This window comes from Streptomyces sp. NPDC037401, from assembly GCF_055602345.1.
In genome coordinates this window covers 216476-234795 of the sequence record NZ_JBVJWO010000003.1, presented here as the reverse complement: position 1 = coordinate 234795, position 18320 = coordinate 216476, and the positions used below count along the sequence as shown (strand labels likewise).

Below are 18320 nucleotides of genomic sequence, written 5' to 3'. Positions count from 1 at the left end.
TGCCTCCTGTGTTCTCGGTCATTCCTCTCGCCGGGCCGCTCCGGCCACGGCGACGTTCACGAAGCGCGGCACGGGCCGGCCGTGGCCGCGGAAGTCGTCCGCGACCGCCGCACGCACCGCGGCAAGCCGGTCCCGGGGCAGCAGCACCAGCACGCTGCGGCCCTCCCGGGTGCCCGGCGGCCACGCACTGAGCGCGCCCGCGCGCCGGGCGCACTCCACGGCCCGTGCCAGGCCGGTCCTGCGGTCCTCCCCGGAGCCCCGCAGGGCCATGAGCACCAGGTGCGTCCCCGAGGCGGGCGGGTCGAAGGGCACGGTCCGCCCGGCGCGGCCCGGCCCGGCGGGCAGGGCGGTGCCGGGCCGCGCGAACAGCACGGCGCTGCGCAGGGCGTCGTCGTCCTGCGGCGCCACTTCGCGCATCAGCCCGGCGAGCAGCTCCCGCGGCGGCTCGCCCGCCCCGCCGTGTACGTCGGCCACGGCGAGCGCGACCGCGCAGTCGCGGGGTTCCGCGAGGCTCAGCCCGGCCGCCTCGGTCAGGGTCCCCTGGACGTGCAGGTCCGTGCCCGCGCGGCCGTACCCGGCCCCGGCGAGGGCCCGCAGCAGGGCGTAGGGACGGGCCGCCCACGCAGGGGTGTCCGGGTACGGGCCGGTCAGCGCGAAAGCGCAGCTCTGCGCGGGATGGCCGAGCGAGCTCAGCCGCACCGTGCCGTCCTCGCGCGCGGCGGCCGCGGCCGCGACCGGCCAGCCGGCGGCGGCCACCAGGCCCGGCGAGCCGAGATGGAAGGCGTGCGGGGCGCTCCACACCGCCGCCGGCGGCCGGCCGTGCGCGACCTCCAGCGCATGGGCGACCAGCCGGAACAGCGGGTCGGCGGTGGCCCGGAGGGCCAGCGGCAGCGGAACCCCGGCCCCGCCCGCGGCCGGGGCGCTCACCCCGACTCCTTGCGGGCCAGCATCCGGTAGGCGTTCCCGCCGTCCGTGCGCCGGGCCACGGCGGTGCGCACGGTGTCCAGGGCACCGGCCGCCACCAGGCACGGCACGAGCGCGGCCCGTACCGCCTGGCGGGCCGCGCGCCGGGCCGGGCGGGCCGCGGCCGGTCCGGCCCACGGGCTGTGCGGGTCGGGGGCGAGCCGGTTCGCTGTGAGGGCGACGGCCCCCACGAAGTCGTTGTGCTGGTGGGCGGGCCCGTGCTGCTCGTCCAGCACGGTGAAGCCGCGCGCGGCCAGCGCCGCGCGGAGGTTGGCCGCCGGGATCAGGTGCTGGTGCTGCGGCTGGAACCACGGCAGCCAGTGCGAGCCCAGCAGGCGCGCCATCCGCGACTGCGGATCGGGCAGTTCGATCAGCAGGTGCCCGCCCGGCACCAGCACCTGCGCGGCCGCGTCCAGCTCCGCGAACGGATCGCGGGTGTGCTCCAGGTAGTGGTACATGCTGACCGCCTCGTACTGGCCGGCGAGCTTGCCGGCCAGTTCGGGGAACTGGCCCTGGTAGCCGGTCGCGACCCAGCCCCGCCGCTCGGCCTCCCGGATCCCGTCGCCCATGTCGAGCCCGTCGAAGCGGGTGTCCGGCCACACCTCGCGGGCGACGTCGCAGAAGTGCCCGTGGCCGGTGCCGACGTCGAGCCAGGAGCCGGGACGGGCGTACGGGACGAGCATCGCGGCCCGCGCCCGGTAGTGTGCGCCGAGCCGCCCGAAGACCGTCCCGGCGGCCTCGCCGCCCCGGCCGTCGTAGAAGTCGCGGTAGTAGAAGTCCAGTCCCTCCACCGTCAGCCGGGGGTTCTGGAAGACGTGTCCGCAGGACCCGCACTCCTCCAGCGTGAACCGGCCCGGCTTTCCCTGGAGCAGGTCCGGCATGCGCACCCGCACCGCGAGCTGCGCGGAGCCGCACCACGGGCAGTCACCGCGCCGCGGCTCGAAGAACCGGCCCGTGCCTCCCGCGAGTTCGGCGGCGTACTCCGCCCTGCGGTCCGGCGCCCCGGCCGACCGCGAAGACCGGGCCACGGCGGCCGTACGCAGTCCGGCGCCCAGCGACTGCAGCGGGCGGGCCGCGCTCGCACCGGCCAGGTCCGCGGGCCGCAGCGGACCGGAACCCCCCAGCACCAGCGCGGGCTGGAGCCAGTACAGCCCGGCCGCGGCAGCGCCCCAGCGGCCGTCCCGCACGACGGCTGCCGCCAGCAGCGCGAGACCGGCCAGCTGGGCCGCGGACAGCAGGCCCGGCGGCAGGCCCTGCGCCCGGAGCTCGGCAGCCCGGCTCCCCGGCCCGGCGGGAGCGCCGCGGGCGCTGAGACCCGGGGCGACGGCCAGGTCCGTCGAGGCGGTGGCGTACTCCTTCAAACGGCGGGTGAGCTCCAGGAGTTCCGCCCGGTCCCGGGGACGGTCCGGATCCACCCCGGCCCGCTCCAGGACGTCCTCGCCGACGAGTACGGCGTAACCCGCCCCGCGCCCGGCGGCCAGTCGGTCCCGCCGGTACCCGGCCGGGTCGACCAGCCGCAGCAGCCCGAGCGCGTCCTCCGCGGGCAGGTCCGGCGGCAGCAGGTCCAGTACGTCCAGGCCCTCCCGGTCGGCGTGGGCGCAGGCGGCCGCGAAGACCTCCCCGTCCGCTGCGACGCCCCGCGCGGTGAGCAGCCGCCGGCGCGGCTCCGGGGCGGGCTGTGCGCCGGGGACCAGGACCGGCAGCGCGTGCAGCCGGCGGCGCGCCCGTACCGTCCCCGCGCCGAGTGCCGCGGCGATCACGGCGGAAACCCAAGGGCTCATGACAGCTTCTCCAACCTGTCGGCTGCGGTGGCTGCGCCTCCCGCAGCGGCGAAGGACGCCTGGATCCGCCGGGCCGCACGGCGGTGCGGGCCGAAGTCGTCCAGTACGGCCGCGAGCGCCTCGCGCAGGTCCGCCGGTCTGGCCCGGCCGAAGCGCACCCGGATCCCCGCGCCGGCGTCGGCGACCTGCTGCGCGACGATCGGCTGGTCGTCCCGGATCGGGGCCACGACCAGCGGGAGGCCGTGTGCGAGCGCCTCGCACACGGTGTTGTGGCCGCCGTGGCTGACGACCGCGTCGAGGTGGGGCAGCAGGCGCAGCTGCGGCACCGCCTCCCGGAGCACGGCGTGCGCGGGCACCGGGCCGACGAGGTGCGGGGGCGCGGCGACGATCAGCTGCACCCGGTCCGCGAGCTGTTCCCCGGCGGCCAGGACCGCGGCGTAGAACCGCGAACCGGCCTCCTGGTTGAGCGTGCCGAGCGAGACCAGCACCCGGCGGCGGCCGGGGTCGAGCCGCTGCCAGGGGAAGTCCGTGCCCGGCGGGCGGGCACCGAACGCCGGTCCCACGCAGGCGTAGTGGCCGGGGAACGGCCCGGCGCCCCCGATGAGCTCCGGCGTGGAGAAGACCAGCACCAGCCGGTCAGAGAACCGCGGATCCCAGCCGGGCGGCGCCCCGTACTCGGCGAGCAGTGCGGCCAGCTGCTCCGCCACCCACTCGCCGACCTTGGGGAACCCGGCGAACGGCCGGGTGAACTCCGCCGACGTGCTCGCCGAGGTGGCCCACGGGATGCCGAGCCGGCGGGCGACCAGCGCCCCGGCCAGCGCCTGCTGGTCGGCGACCACCACGTCCGGGGCGAACTCCGCCGCTGCCTTCTCGACGCCCGGCACCATCGCCCGGGCCAGCGGCAGCAGCGCCTCCGCCCACAGGAACCGCAGCGCGGCGACACCCCGCAGGTCCCGCCACCGCCCGTGCAGCGCGGCGTACCCGCCGGAGTCCGCACCCGCGGCGTCCCCGGAGGGGTACAGCCGGGCGTGCGCGGGCAGCAGCCCGGACAGCACCCCGGCGGGCCCGGTCCAGGCGGTCTCGTGCCCGCGGGCGGCCAGTTCGGCGGCGACGGCGACCGTCGGATTGACGTGCCCGGCGAGCGGGGGGACGACGAACAGGACCCTCATGCGATCAGCGCTCCCGTCCCGGCCCGGCGGACGGCCGCCGCATGGGCCAGCACGGCCCCGCGCAGCACTCCGCTCGCCTCCTTGAGCACGTCGTGGCCCAGGCCGGGCAGGATCCGCAGCGTGCAGCACGGCGCGTGCCGGGCCAGTTCCGCGGCGCCCGGGACCAGTTCGGAGTGCTCCCCGCAGACGACCAGGACCGGACAGGCGATCGCGGCGTAGTCGGCGGGCGTGAAGACGCGGCCGGCCGCGATGTCGTCGATGAGGGTGGTGCGGTTCAGGAGCGCGTCGGCGATGAGCGTCAGCTTCGCCGCCTTGCGCAGCCGCAGCGAGGACAGTTCGGCGGGCACCCCGCTGTCCTCCAGGCTGAGCGCGGCGACCGACAGGGTGTCGACCATGTTCTCCACCCAGGGGCCGCTGAGCGGCGGTTCGAGCAGGGTCAGGCCCGCGACGAGGTCGGGGCGGGCGAGGGCGGCGTGCAGGGCGAGCGTGCCGCCGTAGCTGTTGCCGACCAGGTGGACCGGCCGGCCGTCGAGCCCCAGGGCGGACAGGAGGGCGACCAGGTCCCGGACGGCGCTGCGGCTGTCGTACCCGTCCGGCGGACGCTCGCTGAGGCCGTGGCCGCGCAGGTCGTAGAGGACCACCTCGTGCCCGGCCCGGGCCAGCGGCACGCCCAGCGGGCAGTAGAAGCTGGAGAGGTTGTCGACGACGAGCCCGTGCAGGAAGACGACCGGGGTGCCGCAGCCGCCCCGCGGAATGCCGGACGCGGGGCCGTCGGGTGCGGGGCCGCCGGGTGCGGGGCCGTCGGACGAGGGGATTTCGGCCGCGGGCAGCCGCTGTACGTGGAACCGCAGCGCGTTGGCGAGGATCTCGGCCATGGCGGACTCAGGCCGCCGGGGCACGGCGCACGGGCCGGGAGGCGAGTTCGGTACGGGTGATCCGCGCGATGTGGTCGACCAGCTCGCCGACCGACATCGCCAGGATGGCGTCCATGTCCTTCTCCGCGAGGAAGCCCATGAGGTCGACCCGGGATCCGTAGCGCTCGTGCAGCTGCTCGGCGAGAGCGACGAACTCGATGCTCTCCAGCGCCAGGTCCTCGTTGAACGTGGTCTTCATGGTGACCTCGTCGGCGAGGAGGAAGTCGTCGCCGACGATCCGGACGAGCATGTCGGTGATCTCGGCGAGGATGTCAGATGCCATGGCTGGTCTCCGTCGGGGTCGGGGTCGCGGTCGGGAGCGTGTCGTTCGGAACGGTCGGGCTGCGAGGGGCGTCCGGGACGGTCCAGGCGACCTCGTGGCCCTCGTACGCCGTCGTGCGCACGTGGTGGGTCCGGCCCGCAGGGGACAGGACCCGCAGCCCGCCGGCGGGGTCCTCGCTCACCTGCCAGCGCACGAGCCGGCCGCCGAGCCCCGTGCCCTCCGCCTTCGCCGCGGCCTCCTTGGCACACCACAGCGTGGTGACGGCCGCGGCGAGGCCGGTGCCGTCCCGGGCCGCGAGCCGCTCGGCGAGGCGGTGTTCGCCGGCGGTGAGCGCGATGCGGAGCAGGGCGCCGGGGTCCCCGGTCACCGGCTCGACGTCGATGCCCACGGGGGCTCCGGCGTGCGCGAAGGCGACGGCGATCCGGTCCTTGTGGGCCAGGGACACGTGCAGGCCGGCCGCCAGCCCGCCGGGCACCGGGCGGCCGGTCTCGTCGCGGCCGACGGTGACCTCCGCGGGGAAGACCGGCCCGGCGCCCCGGTCCCACAGCAGCTGCCGCAGCGCGTCCTTGGCCGCGATCCGGCCCAGCAGCCAGGGGGCGCGGGCGCGCGGCGCGAGCTGCTCGTACGCCTCGCGTTCGGCGGCGCCCAGGTAGCGGCGCATGACCAGTTCCTGCGAGGCGGGATCGCTCCAGCGGCGCGTGGCCGAGCACCAGCCCCCGGACTGCGGCTCGCCGATCCCGGACACCTCCGGGGTGAACTTCATCGGCCATACCCGCTCGTCGGCGGCGAACCGGCGGTACGTCCAGTCCTCCAGCCGCGCCCAGACCGCGCCGTCGGGGGTACGGAGCTCGACGTCTCCGCGTACGGACGTGTGCCGCACCTCGCGGATGCGGGCGGTCGCCGCGAGCAGCGTGCCCGCCGCGGGCGGGGGCCCGTACAGGCGGATCCGTCCGAGGACGGCCGGGAACACCAGGCGGTCCGCGTCCAGGCGCAGCTGCATCCAGTGGCCGAGGAGCTGCCCGGCGGCGTCGAGGAGGGCGCCCGGGGCGGGCAGGGCACGGAGCACTCCGCGGATCCCGTCGTCGGCGACGGCGGTGACCTCGTGGACGCCGGCGAAGCGGGGTCCGTGGAACATCCAGCGGTCCCGGTAGAGCGCCTCGGCGGAGACCGGCGCGGGGCGTTCGGCGGTGAGGGGCGCCGGGTCGGGTGCGGGCGGTGCGCCGTGGCCCGCCCCGAGGAGCACGGTGACCGAAGCGCAGTCGCCGATGTCCACCCGGACGCGGCCGTCGCCGGCCGGGTGGGTGGTGAACCCGACGTCGGCGGCGGGCGCGACGGGGAGCCAGCGCAGGGCGCGCATGTCGTCGAAGCCGGTGACGAGCTGCCCGGGTCCGGCGGCGAGGGCGGCCTCGGCGGCCAGCTCCAGCATGGTGGTCATGGGGACGACGGGGAAGCGGTCGGAGTCCTCCGGCCAGTCGTCGGGCTGCAGGTAGACGCAGTGGTCGCGGACGGACGGGAGGGTGTCGAGGGAGAGCCGGCGCGTGTGTGTGCGGGGGTGAGTGCGCGGCGCCCCGGCGGCGGACGGCGGCGGGGCGGAGCCCGAAGGGGTGGCGGCCAGGGCTTCGGTGACGGCGCGGGCGCTCTCCCGGGTCTCGTCGAGGACGGCGTCCAGCGCCGACAGGAGCACCGGCCGTCCGGAGGCCACAGGGCGGCCCGGGGCGGGGAGGGGGCCGCGCGTGCGGAGCGGCTCGACGGCGCCGTTCAGGTGCACCAGCGGGGATCCGAGGTCGAGCCGGATGGCGGGCCGGGCGGGCCGGGTGGGCCCGGCGGGCCGGGCGCGGTCCGGTGCGGTCCGGCCGGTGAGCCGGTCCCAGCGCGGTTGCAGGCCCTCCGTCCACAGCGCCGCCGCCAGGTGGCGCAGGGCCTCCATGCCCGGCAGTCGCGGGGTGGTGGCGGCGACGGCGAGGTGCCCGGACCGGGACCCGCGCAGGGTGTCGTCCACGAAGCCGGTCAGGCTGCCCGGCCCGGCCGAGACGAAGGCCCGTACGCCTTCCTCGTGCAGGCGCAGCGTCAGGGCGCGGAAGTCCACCGGCTCCAGCAGGTGCCGGACCACCAGCTCCCGGACGCCGTCCGCGTCGGACGGGTACGGAGCGGCCGTGGTGGCCGACCAGACGGGGAGCCCGGCCGCCTGGAGCGGCAGGCGCGCGAAGGCGGCCCGCACCTGGCCGAGGTACGGCTCCCACATGGGAGTGTGGAAACCGGACCGGAAGGGCAACTCCTGCCCCACCACGCCCTCGTCGGCCAGCCGGCGCAGCACCGACGCGATCTGCTCCGGCGGCCCGCAGACCACCGACTGGTGGGGGCAGTTGTCGTGGCTGACGGCCACGCCCTCCAGGCCGTGCAGGGCCGCGGACGCCTGCGGTGCGCCGCAGCCCAGGGCCGCGTACACGAGGTCCGGCACCGCGAGCGAGCCGGGGCGCAGCGACCCGAGGAAGGTGTCGACCGCTTCCGTCGGGTACATCCCGGCGGTCACCATGGCGGCCCACTCGCCGAGACTGTGCCCCGCCAACAGGTCCGGCAGGAGGTCCAGTTCGGCCAGGACCCGGGCGAAGAACCGGCCGGTCGCGAGGGCGTCGAGGGCGCGCTCGACGAGCTCGCCGCCGCCCGTGAGCACGGGGGCCGCGAGCCCCAGGCGGGCGGCCACGTCGTCCAGGGCGGGCGCGAACTCCGGCTCCAGGCCCGGGAAGAGGAGCGCGAGCCGGCCGCCCGGCCCGGCGGCGTACGGTCCCAGCAGCGGCCGGGGCGTGAACCACACCCCGCCCCGCCCGCGCCAGGGGCGGCCGCGCGCCAGGACCTTCGCGGCGAGTGCCAGGCGCTCCGCGGTCGGGCCGGCGATCGCCAGCCGGCAGGGGCCGCCGTGCTCGGCACCCGCAGCGTGCGCCGTGCCCGCCGTGCCCGTCCCGTCTGTTGTGCCCGCCGTGCCCGCCGGGTCGGGCGCGGCCAGCAGCCCGGCCAGGGCCTCGGGGGTCTCGGCCGACAGCAGGAGCACGGACGCGGGATCGGCGCTCTCCCGGGTGCGGACCGGGCCGCGCGCGGGCGGCAGCGGCAGGAAGCGGCGTACGGGAAGCCGGGCCACGCGGGCGCGGGGAGCCTCCTCCAGGATCACGTGGGCGTTGATGCCGCCGAATCCGAAGGCGTTCACCGCGGCCCGGCGGGGTACGCCGCCGGCCTCCCACGGCTCGGCCGTGCGGACCGGGCGCATCCGGGTCCGGGCCAGGCCCTCGTGGGGATCGTCGAGGTGGAGGGTCGGGGGCAGCACGCCCTCGTGCACGGCGAGCGCCGCCTTGATCAGCCCGGCCATGCCGGAGGCCTGCATGGTGTGCCCGAGCATGGACTTGACCGAGCCCAGCGCGATGGGGCCGGGGATGTCGGGCGGTCCGAAGACCCGGGCCAGGGTGGTCAGTTCTGCCGCGTCACCCACCGGGGTGCCGGTTCCGTGGGCCTCCAGGAGGCCGATCGAGCCGGCGGCCGCCGGCTCGAGGCCCGCCATCGTCCAGGCCCGCTCCAGCGCCTGGACCTGGCCGTCCACCAGCGGGCTCATCAGGCTCGCCGCGCGCCCGTCGCCCGCCACGCCGACCCCGCGGATCACCGCGTACACCCGGTCGCCGTCCCGCCTCGCGTCCGCGAGCCGCTTGAGCAGGACCACGCCGGTCCCCTCGGACAGGAGCGTGCCGTCGGCCCGCCGGTCGAAGGGGCGGATGGCCTCGCTGGGGCTGAGCGCGCCCAGCTGGGTGAACACGCTCCAGAGCGTGGCGATGTGGCAGTGGTGGACGGCGCCCGCGACGACCATGTCGCACCGGTCGGCGGCCAGCAGCGCGACCGCCTGGTCCACGGCCAGCAGCGAGGACGCGCAGGCCGCGTCCAGGGTGTAGGCGGGGCCGCGCAGATCGAGCCGGTTGGCGGTACGGGCGGCGGTGAAGCTCGGGACCAGGCCGATGGACGCCTCCGGCTGCTCCGGGCCCAGGGCGCCCTGGAAGGCCTGCCGGATCGCGGCGATCCGGTCGTCGCCCAGCTCCGGTGCCAGCTCGCGCAGCGTGGTGCTCAACTGGTGTGCCGTACGGACCCGTTGGTCGAGGCGGGCGGTCGCCACGCCCATGAATCCACCCCGGCCCAGCACCACGCCGATCCGGGACCGGTCGGCGGGGAGCCGGTCCTCGCCGCCCGCATCGGCGATGGCCTCGGCGGTCGCGTGCAGGGCCAGCAGCTGGTCGGGCTCGGCCCCGGAAACGGCGGCGGGCATGATGCCGAAGCGGGTGGGGTCGAAGGCGGCGAGGTCGTCGACGAAGCCGCCGCGCCGGCAGTAGAAGCGGTCGCTCCCGGGAGGCCCGCCGGGGGCGTAATACACCTGCGGATCCCAGCGCCCGGGCGGCACGTCGGTGATCGCGTCGACGCCGGCGAACAGGTTGTGCCGGTAGGCGGCGAGGTCGCCGGCGCCGGGGAACACGGCGCCCATGCCGACGATCGCGGCATCGGTCGGACGGGGGTCACCCATGGCGGGCCTCCCGGTGCGCCGCGCCGGCCCGCTGCGGAACGGGCCGTGCGTCCGTCCCCTCCGGCCCGGCTGCGTCCGCTCCGTCTGCTCCGTCTGCGCCCTCCGGGCCGTCGGCGCTGTCCGCTCCGTCCGCACTGTCCGCACTGTCCGTGCCGTCCGTGCCGTCCGCCATCAGGACGACCTGCGGGTCCGTGCCGTGGAGCAGTTCCGCCAGGAAGGCGTCGGCGCCCGCGTCCGGCCCGATCAGCGCGATTCCGCGTCGTGCGTACGCGCGCTCCAGCTCCGGGGTGACCATCCCGCCCGCCTCCGCGGCCCACGGACCCCAGTCGATGGCGAGGACGCGGCCCGGGGAGGCCGCGGCCCAGGTGTGGGCCAGGGTGTCCAGGGCGTCGTTGGCGGCCGCGTAGTCGCTCTGGCCGCGGTTGCCGTACACGCCGGCGACGCTGCCGAAGAGGACCAGGAAGGCCGGCGCGGGCGACGCCGCCGACGACCCGTCGGTGGCGGCGACGGCTGCGGCGAGGTGGCGGGCGCCGTCCACCTTGGTGGCGAAGACCGCGGCGAACGCCTCCGGGTCCTTGTCGCGCAGGAGGGAGTCGCGGAGCAGGCCCGCGCCGTGCACGATCCCGTCGAGCCGGCCGTGACGGGCCCGGACGCCGGCCACGACCGTGCGCACGGCGGCCTCGTCGGTGACGTCGGCGCAGTGGTAGCGGACCGACGCCGCCGCGCCGTCGAGGGCGCGCAGGGTGGCCCGTACCTCCCGGGCGGCCAGGATCCCGGACGCGGCCGCCTCGATCTCCGCCGGGGTGCGCAGCCCTGTGGCGATCAGTGCGGCGCGCAGCGCGACCCGGTCGTGTGCCGAGGCGAGCGCGGGGTCCTCGGCGTTCCCGGCGTCCTCGGGCAGGGGAGTACGGCCGATCAGCTCGATGTGGCAGCCCGTGGCGCGGGCCAGGGCGAGGGCGGCGCGGGCGGTGATGCCGCGGGCCCCGCCGGTGACCAGGACCACGCAGTCGCGGTCCAGGTGCACCCGCGGGGGCGAGGAGTCCGGGAGCGGCGCGGGCACGGTGCGCACGGTGGTGCGGGTGCCGTTGGCGTACCCGACGGCCACCGGCCCGTCCGGGGAGCACAGTTCGGCGAGCAGGTGGGCGGCGATGCGCTCCGGGCGGTCCTTGGGATCGACGTCCACGGCCCGCACGACGGCACCCGGGCACTCGAGCGCGGCGCTGCGGGCGAACCCGCCCAGCCCGAGACCCGGAACCGGGTCGGGCGCGGCCGGACCGTGTCCGAACGCCCCGCCCCCCGGGGTGGCGACCACCAGCCACCGGGCTCCACCGACCAGGGCCGACCGCAGCCGTGCGAACGCTCCGGGCAGCACCGGATCCGGCCCGGGGCGCAGGGCGCTGAGATCGACGAGGCCGTCCGCCGCCGAGCCGGCCTCCGGCCGGTCGGCCGGGACGGTGTGCACCCGGGCGCCGTGGGACTCCAGCAGCGCGGCGAGCGCGGGCGCCACCCCGAGCCCGTCCTCCACCACGGCGAACGTCCGCCCGGCCAGGACCTCTCCGGGGTCGCCCGCGACGGGCGGCCCGGCGGGCGCCGCCTCGACGCGGAGCCGGACCGGGCGGCGTACGAGCGCCCCGCCGGTCCCGGCCGGGGCCGGGACCGGGTGCGGGACCGGGTGCGGGTCCGGGAGCGCGGCCGGCCCGGACGGGGGAGCGGAAGGGGAAGCCGGCGCAGCGGCCGGCGCTGCCGGTTCCCGGGCGGCGATCCAGTCCACGATCCCGCGGAGCGTCTTGATCCGGGACAGCTCCTCGACGGCCGACTCGGCGGCCGATCCCGCGCCGGCCCCCGCGGCGCCGAGCTGCCGCGGCAGGCCGATGCGGTCGGCCAGGGCTCCGACGATCTCCACGCGCTTGATCGAGTCGACCGAGAGGTCCGCCTCCAGGTCGAGGTCGGGGTCCAGCATGTCCCGCGGGTAGCCGGTGCGGGTGTGGACGATCTCCAGGACGGCGTCCATGACCTCGTCCGCGGTGAGCGGCCCCCGGGCGGCGGGAGCCGCGGCGGCCTCCGCCCGCCCGGCGGGCACTTCGGCCGCGGACGCGTGCGCGGCGGCGCGCTGCGGCGGCGCGGACGGCAGCTCCGCGGGCCCCCCGGGCGCCGCGGCGGCGCAGGCAGCCGTGCCCAGGTAGCCGAGCAGGACCTCGCGTTGGGCCGCCACCAGCTCCCGCGCGCCGCGCAGGTACTCCAGTACCGCTTCCTCGCGGCGGTCCGCCGCACCGGCGGGTTGCGGCAGGGCGACGCGCCGGGCCGGCCGCAGCCCGCCCGCCACCGGCGAGCCGTCCGCCGTCCGCACGAGATGGCCGTCGACCAGCCAGCCGGGCCGCCGGGGCGCCCGCTCGGGCAGCAGGGCCGTACGCCCCTTGAAGAGCGCCTCCGGATCGACCGGCACCCCCGCCGCGGCCAGTTCGGCTAGCGCGGCCAGCAGCCGCGGCAGCCCCGGCTCCCCGGGAACGTCGCAGGCGACGGCCGTGTGCGGGCGGTCGCCCAGGATCCTGCCGATCAGCCCCGTCAGCACCCGGCCGGGCCCCGCCTCGACGAACGTCCGTACCCCGGAGGCGTACATGGCCTCGATCTGGTCCACGAAGCGCACGGGCTCGGCGACCTGCCGGGCGAGCACCTCGCGCACCCCGGCGGGATCCGCGGGGTACGGCCGGGCCGTGGCCGTGGACCAGACCGGGACGGCGGGCCCCACCACCGCCGTCCCGGCCAGCTCGGCGGCGAGGGCGTCCACGGCGCCGGCCACGATCCCGCTGTGGAAGGCGCAGGCCACCGGGATGCGCTCGCCGTGCAGCCCGGCTGCGGCCAGGTCGGCCAGAACGGCCTCGACGGCCGGTGCCGGACCCGAAACCACGCACTGGGACGGCGCGTTGTGGTTGGCGATCACGCAGCCCGCCCGCGCCGCGATCTCCCGGACCTGCTCGGGGGCGGCCGTCACGGCGGCCATCGCCCCGGGGTCCTCCCCGGCGGCCTCCAGGATGGCCGACGCCCGGCGGCCGCTCAGCCGCAGCAGCGCCGCGGTGTCGAGGGAGCCGGCGGCCCAGAGCGCGGTCAGCTCGCCGTACGAGTGTCCGGCGGTGCAGTCCGGCCGGACGCCGAGCGAGCCGAGCAGCAGGTGCGCGGCCGCGCCCGCCAGGCCCAGCGCGGGCTGTGCGACGCGGGTGTCGGTGACCGCGGCCCGCTGCTGCGTCCGCTCCTGCGGGGTGAAGGCGGCCGGCGGGAACATCGCCGCCACCACCTGCGCCGGAGCCTCGTCCAGCAGGCTCCGCAGCCGCGGGAAGGCGACGTAGAGGTCCCCCAGCATCCCCGGGCGCTGGCTGCCCTGTCCGGGGAAGAGGAACGCCACCTGCCCCGGGTCCGCCTCCGGGGCCCGTACGTGCACCCCGTCGCCCGCGGTGAAGCCGCGGGCCCGCTCCAGCTTGGCGGCGAGGTCGTCCAGGTCCCCGGCGATCACCGAGACCTGTACGGGGCCGGCTGCCGAGGCGGCCGTCTCGGCGGCGAGGTCGCGCAGCGGCCAGGGCCGTCCCGCGCCGTCGTTCTCCTCCAGTCGGGCGGCCAGCCGGTCCATCGCCCTCGCCGCCGCACGGTGGTCGGCGCCCCGGAAGCAGAACAGCTCCGCGGGCCAGGCGTCGAGCCCGTGCGCGGGCTCTTCCTCGCAACCCGCCAGCACGGCGTGGTAGTTCGTCCCGCCGAAGCCGAAGGCGCTCACACCGGCGATCCGCTGCCGCACGGGCGCCGCCCACGGCCTGGCCTCGGTGTCGAAGACGAACGGGCCCGCCCCCGCCCGCCAGTCCGGGTGCGGGCGCTCCAGGTGCAGCGTCGGCGGCCGCACGCCGGAGTGCACCGCCCGCGCGGCCTTGATCAGCCCCGCCAGCCCGGCCGCGCACTTGGTGTGGCCGATCTGGGACTTGACCGAGCCGAGGGAGCACCCGGCACTGCCGGAGGCGTCGAACAGCGCGGTCAGCACGGCCAGTTCGGTGCCGTCTCCGACCACCGTGCCGGTGCCGTGCGCCTCGACGAGCCCCACCTCGGCCGGTGCGATGCCCGCCCGCTCGTACGCCCGCTCCAGCGCGCGCCGCTGGCCGTCGGGCCGGGGCGCGGTCAGCCCGAGGGAGCGCCCGTCGCCGGCGGCGCCGACGGCCTTGACGACCGCGTACACCCGGTCGCCGTCCCGCTGCGCGTCCTCCAGCCGCTTGAGGACGACCGCGGCGACCCCCTCGCCCAGCGCGATGCCGTCGGCGGCCGCGTCGAAGGGGCGGCACCGGCCGGTGGGCGACAGGGCCCGCACGGAGGCGAACATCAGGTAGTCGTTGATGCCGTTGTGTACGTCGGCCCCGCCGCACAGCACCATGTCGCTGTCCCCGGAGCGCAGTTGGCGGCACGCCAGGTCCAGTGCGGCGAGCGACGAGGCGCAGGCGGCGTCGACCGTGCAGTTCGCGCCGCCGAGGTCGAGCCGGTTGGCGATCCGGCCGGCGATGACATTGGCCAGCACGCCCGGGAAGGAGTCCTCGGTCAGCTTCGGCAGTTGGCCGTCCAGCTCCGGGGGCAGTTCGCCGAGGTAGCCGGGGTAGAGGGCGCGGAAGCCGTAGGCGCCCGCCAGGTCCGTGCCCGCCTCCGCTCCGAAGACCACCGACGTGCGCGAGCGGTCGTACGCGCGTCCGCTGCCGTAGCCGGCGTCCGCCAGGGCGCGGGCGGCGATCTCCAGGGCGAGCAGCTGCACCGGTTCGATCCCGGACAGCGAGGCCGGCGGGATGCCGTGGGCGAGCGCGTCGAAGGGGACCGGGGACAGGAAGCCGCCCCACCGCGAGGGCGTGCGCTCCCCGGCCCGCGCCGGGTCGGCGTCGTAGTAGAGCGCCGGGTCCCACCGGTCGGCCGGCACCTCGGTGACGGCGTCCCGGCCCGCGACGACGTTCGCCCAGAAGGCGGCCAGGTCCTCCGCACCCGGATACGCGCAGGCCATGCCGACGATCGCGATGTCCAGCGGTTCGGCGGGCTCCGCCACGCGCGGCGCGGCCGGGGCGAGCTCCCGCGCCCGGCGCTCCAGGAAGGCGCTCGCCCCCTCCGTCACCTGTGCGTGCAGGGCGGCGACCGTGGTCGTGGCGGACCGTGCGGTCGCGGCCTGGCCGAGCATGAAGAGGCCGTCGCGCCGCTGCTCCTCCTCGGTCGCCGGCACCGGGCCCGAACTCCCGTGCCGCAGCCCCTTGCTGGCGATACGCAGCCGCCCGAGATTGAGCCGCTCCAGCTCCTCCCACACCTCGCGCGGGCTCGCTCCGTCCTCCGCGAGGCGCAGCCGGGCCGTCTCGAAGGTCCCGGCGTACTCCGTCGCCGCGCAGCGCGTGGCGTGTCCGGGCGCGGTCCGCAGCAGGACGGTGCTCTCGCAGTCGAGGGCCGCGGCCTGGAAGCCGGGCAGTACGGCCCCGGCGGTCACCGCCTCCGTGGTGAACAGGTAGGCGGTGCCCATCAGGACGCCGATCCGGGCCCCGCGCGCGGCGAGCGGCGCGGCGGCGACGGCGGCCATGGCGGCGGACCGCTCGTCGTGGATGCCGCCGGCGAAGAGCACGTCGAGGGCAGGTACGTCCTCGCAGGCCAGCAGCCGGTCGATCTGCTCCTCCCACAGGGCGAAGGAGGTGCGGGGACCGATGTGGCCGCCGCATTCCAGGCCCTCGAAGACGAACCGCCGGGCGCCCTCGGAGAGGTACCGCTCGAGCAGCCCGGGGGAGGGGACGTGCAGGTACGTGCGCGTGCCCCCGGCCTCCAGCGGGGCCGCCTGGGCCGGCTGTCCGCCCGCGATGATTGCGTACGGCGGGCGGACCGCGGCCACGGCGGCCAGCTGCTCGGTCCGCAGCTCCGGCGGCGCGAAGCCGAGCAGGCCCACGCCCCAGGGCCGGTCGCCCAGGCGCCGTGCGGTCTCGGCGAGCAGGGTGCGGACCTCCTCGCCGGGCATGACCGCGAGCGCCAGGTACGGGACCCCGCTCGCGGCCGCGACGGCCTCGGCGAACGCCGCCTGGTCGCTGACCCGGGTCATCGGGCCCTGGGCCACGGGGAGGTGCGGGGCCTGGGCCCGCGGCCGGAGCGCAGCGCTCTCCACGGCCGCGTCGAGATGGGCCGCGACCGCCTCGCGCACGGCCTGCACCACGCCGCCCGTGGTGCGGTGGCGGGCCGCGAGCCGGGCGGCGAAGGCGGCGTCCTGGCCGAGGGGCAGGGCGTGCGTGCGCAGTCCGCGGGCGCCGAGCCGGTGGACCAGGTCTGCGGGGTCCGGCGGGTCGAGGTCGGGGCGCGTGTAGATCCGGTGGTCCGCGACGATTCGGGTCTCGCTGCCGTCCATCGCGCGGAGGGCGGCGGCGACCTCCCCGGGGAGGGCGGCCTCGCCCTCGGTGGTGAGGGCGAGTTGGGCGTCGAGCACCACCCCGGCGGCGCCGCCCGCGACGGCGGCGGCCGCGGTGTGCGGGCCGATGCCGCCCTGGGCGAGGACCGGGACCGTCACGTCCGGGTCGGCCAGCAGCCGCTGCAGCAGGACGAACGCCGTCAGTTCGCCGACCCGCCCGCCCGCCTCGTGTCCCTTCGCGACGACCGCGTCCGCTCCGGCGGCCACGGCGGCCGCCGCCTCCCGGGGGCTGGTCACCTCGGCCCACACCCGGCGGGAGCCGCCGTCCGCCCAGGCGGCCGGGCGTGGCTGCTGGGCGGGATCGGCCAGGAGGACGGTGTCCACCTCGGGCGGCAGCTCGTCCGGCCAGACCGGGCAGCCGACCGGCACGCGTACGCCGTAGGGCCGGCGCAGGGTCCGTGTCGCCTCGGCCAGTGCCCGGCGGGCGAGGCCGGCGTCTCTGCCGAGGTCGAGCAGACCGAGCGCACCGGCGCGCTCGGCGGCCACGACGATCCTGGGATTGGGCTCCTCGAAGGGGCTGATCGCGACGACGAGGTCGCGGACGGCGGGGTGGGCCGGCTGGGGGGTCACAGGCGCTCCTGACAGGCCGAGCGGGCAGGGCGAACGGGCAGCGAGCTGGCGGCGGCAACGTGCTGGAGAACGTGCTGGTGAACGGCAGCGCGAGCAGACGGAACAGACCGAGCGCAGAGCGGGCGCAGAAGGGTGGCGACGGACGGCGCAGTGCGGGCCCGGGCAGGTCAAGGGGGGTGGCGAGGGTCCGCTCACGCCGCTCCGGAGGCGCACCCGCCAGGGGTGACCGCCGGTAACGCCTTCATGACGCGTTGCATCGTGCGGTGGTCGCCTCTGAGTGTCAACGGCCGTGCAGGCACGGTCCATTCGCTTCCGGACTCCCGGAGATCGCTGCGAAATCCGCAGCGTGGAACCGCTCCCACCGCCTCTGCCTGCGCAATTCCCCACACCGGAACAACCCGTTCCGACCGGCGGCACGGCCCGGCCGCGCGACCGGGCATGCCGTGTCGGTATGGCTCGCGGCCGACCCGGTATGAGGCCCTCCGGAATCGGTCGGTTGTTCACTCTGCTGCCCCTTACACCTGGACGATCCTGGAGTTACCGTCCGGTCATGACCCCCACACTCGCGCAGCTTCGGTACCTCGTCGCCGTCGCGGACTGCCGCTCCATCACCGGCGCGGCGGCCTCGGTGTTCGTCGCCCAGTCCGCCCTCTCCCGGGCCGTTCAGGCCATGGAGCGCGACCTCGGAGTGGAACTGCTCGCCCGCCGCGGGCGCGGCGTGGACCTGACCCCCGAGGGCACCCGGGTGGTACGGCTCGCCCGTACGGTGCTCGACGCGGTGGACGCGATCGACGACGTCGGCACGTCGCACGCGCCGAACACCCGGGCCACCCTGCACGTCGTGGCCACGCCTACCCTGGCGCTCGACCTGGCCGTGGATCTCGTGCCCGCCTTCACCGCGCGCAGCCCTGGGATCGACGTACGGCTGCACCAGCACGACAGCCGGGAGGTGCTCGTGCAGGAACTCGTCGACGGCACGGCCGAGTTGGGGCTGGTCGACCTGCCGGTGGACAAGGAGCTGTCGGCGCACCACATCCAGGAGCGGGAGGTTGTCCTGATCTCGCCGCTCGGCTCGCGGCTGCCCGACCCGCTGCCCTTCCGGATGCTGGACGGTCTGGACATGGTGCTGCCGGCGCCGGGCACGGGCCGCCGCACGGAGCTGGAGGCGATGTTCAGCTGCCTGGGGGTACGGCCCGTGCCCGCCCTGGAGGTCAACGAACGTCTGGCCTGGGTGACCGGCGTGACCGACGGCCGGGGCTCGCTCATCTGGTACCGGGACGTCGTCTTAAGGGCGTTCGGCCGCCGCGCCGAGGTCCGCTCCTTCACCCCGCCGCTGCTGCGACCCGTGGGAATCGTGCACGCCAGGCGCCCCCTGAGCCGCGCCGCACGGGCCTTCCTGGCCCACGCGCGACACAACTCGCCCGTACGGGAGCCCAGTCGCTGACCCGCCATGCCCGCCCGGCATCGAATCCATGCCCAACGCGGGGGTGTCTGCCGCTTGGACACTGAGTCCGCCCCCGCCACATTGTGCGCATGTCCCGACTCCTCGCATTCCCCCGCGCCGGGGGGGGGGGGGGGGGGGGGGGGGGGGGGGGGGGGGGGGGGGGGGGGGGGGGGGGGGGGAGGGGAGGGAACAGAACACTACCCCCCACCCC

General features: G+C 77.2%; 8 protein-coding genes. 1 reads left to right on the top strand and 7 read right to left on the bottom strand.

Going from position 1 to position 18320, the window contains the following annotated elements:
• Window positions 1–18 precede the first annotated feature (18 nt).
• The 7 genes from ACZ7H1_RS03910 to ACZ7H1_RS03880 are packed head-to-tail and all read right to left on the bottom strand — an operon-like array spanning window position 19 to window position 16665.
• On the bottom strand, window positions 19–927 hold the full coding sequence (locus ACZ7H1_RS03910) for a galactokinase (RefSeq protein WP_470783463.1): 909 nt from the start codon (window positions 925–927) through the stop codon (window positions 19–21).
• Entirely contained in the window at window positions 924–2744 is a 1821-nt protein-coding gene (locus ACZ7H1_RS03905; protein WP_470783462.1) for a methyltransferase domain-containing protein, read from the bottom strand. Before ACZ7H1_RS03905 ends, ACZ7H1_RS03910 begins: the two co-directional genes overlap by 4 nt.
• Window positions 2741–3913: a glycosyltransferase gene (locus ACZ7H1_RS03900; RefSeq protein WP_470783460.1), complete on the bottom strand. Its 1173-nt coding sequence runs from the start codon at window positions 3911–3913 to the stop codon at window positions 2741–2743. Before ACZ7H1_RS03900 ends, ACZ7H1_RS03905 begins: the two co-directional genes overlap by 4 nt.
• Entirely contained in the window at window positions 3910–4788 is an 879-nt protein-coding gene (locus tag ACZ7H1_RS03895; protein WP_470783459.1) for an alpha/beta fold hydrolase, read from the bottom strand. Before ACZ7H1_RS03895 ends, ACZ7H1_RS03900 begins: the two co-directional genes overlap by 4 nt.
• Window positions 4789–4795: 7 nt before the next feature.
• Entirely contained in the window at window positions 4796–5110 is a 315-nt protein-coding gene (locus tag ACZ7H1_RS03890) for an acyl carrier protein (RefSeq protein ID WP_470783457.1), read from the bottom strand.
• Window positions 5100–9659 carry a beta-ketoacyl synthase N-terminal-like domain-containing protein gene (locus ACZ7H1_RS03885; protein ID WP_470783455.1) on the bottom strand — a complete coding sequence of 1520 codons (4560 nt, stop codon included), beginning with the start codon at window positions 9657–9659 and terminating at the stop codon, window positions 5100–5102. Before ACZ7H1_RS03885 ends, ACZ7H1_RS03890 begins: the two co-directional genes overlap by 11 nt.
• Window positions 9652–16665 carry an SDR family NAD(P)-dependent oxidoreductase gene (locus ACZ7H1_RS03880; protein ID WP_470783453.1) on the bottom strand — a complete coding sequence of 2338 codons (7014 nt, stop codon included), beginning with the start codon at window positions 16663–16665 and terminating at the stop codon, window positions 9652–9654. Before ACZ7H1_RS03880 ends, ACZ7H1_RS03885 begins: the two co-directional genes overlap by 8 nt.
• Before the next feature lie 550 nt (window positions 16666–17215).
• Between ACZ7H1_RS03880 and ACZ7H1_RS03875 the strand changes: the two genes are divergently transcribed.
• Window positions 17216–18109 (top strand): LysR family transcriptional regulator, encoded by an 894-nt coding sequence (locus ACZ7H1_RS03875; RefSeq protein ID WP_470783452.1) that lies wholly within the window; start codon window positions 17216–17218, stop codon window positions 18107–18109.
• The last annotated feature ends 211 nt before the right edge of the window (window positions 18110–18320 follow it).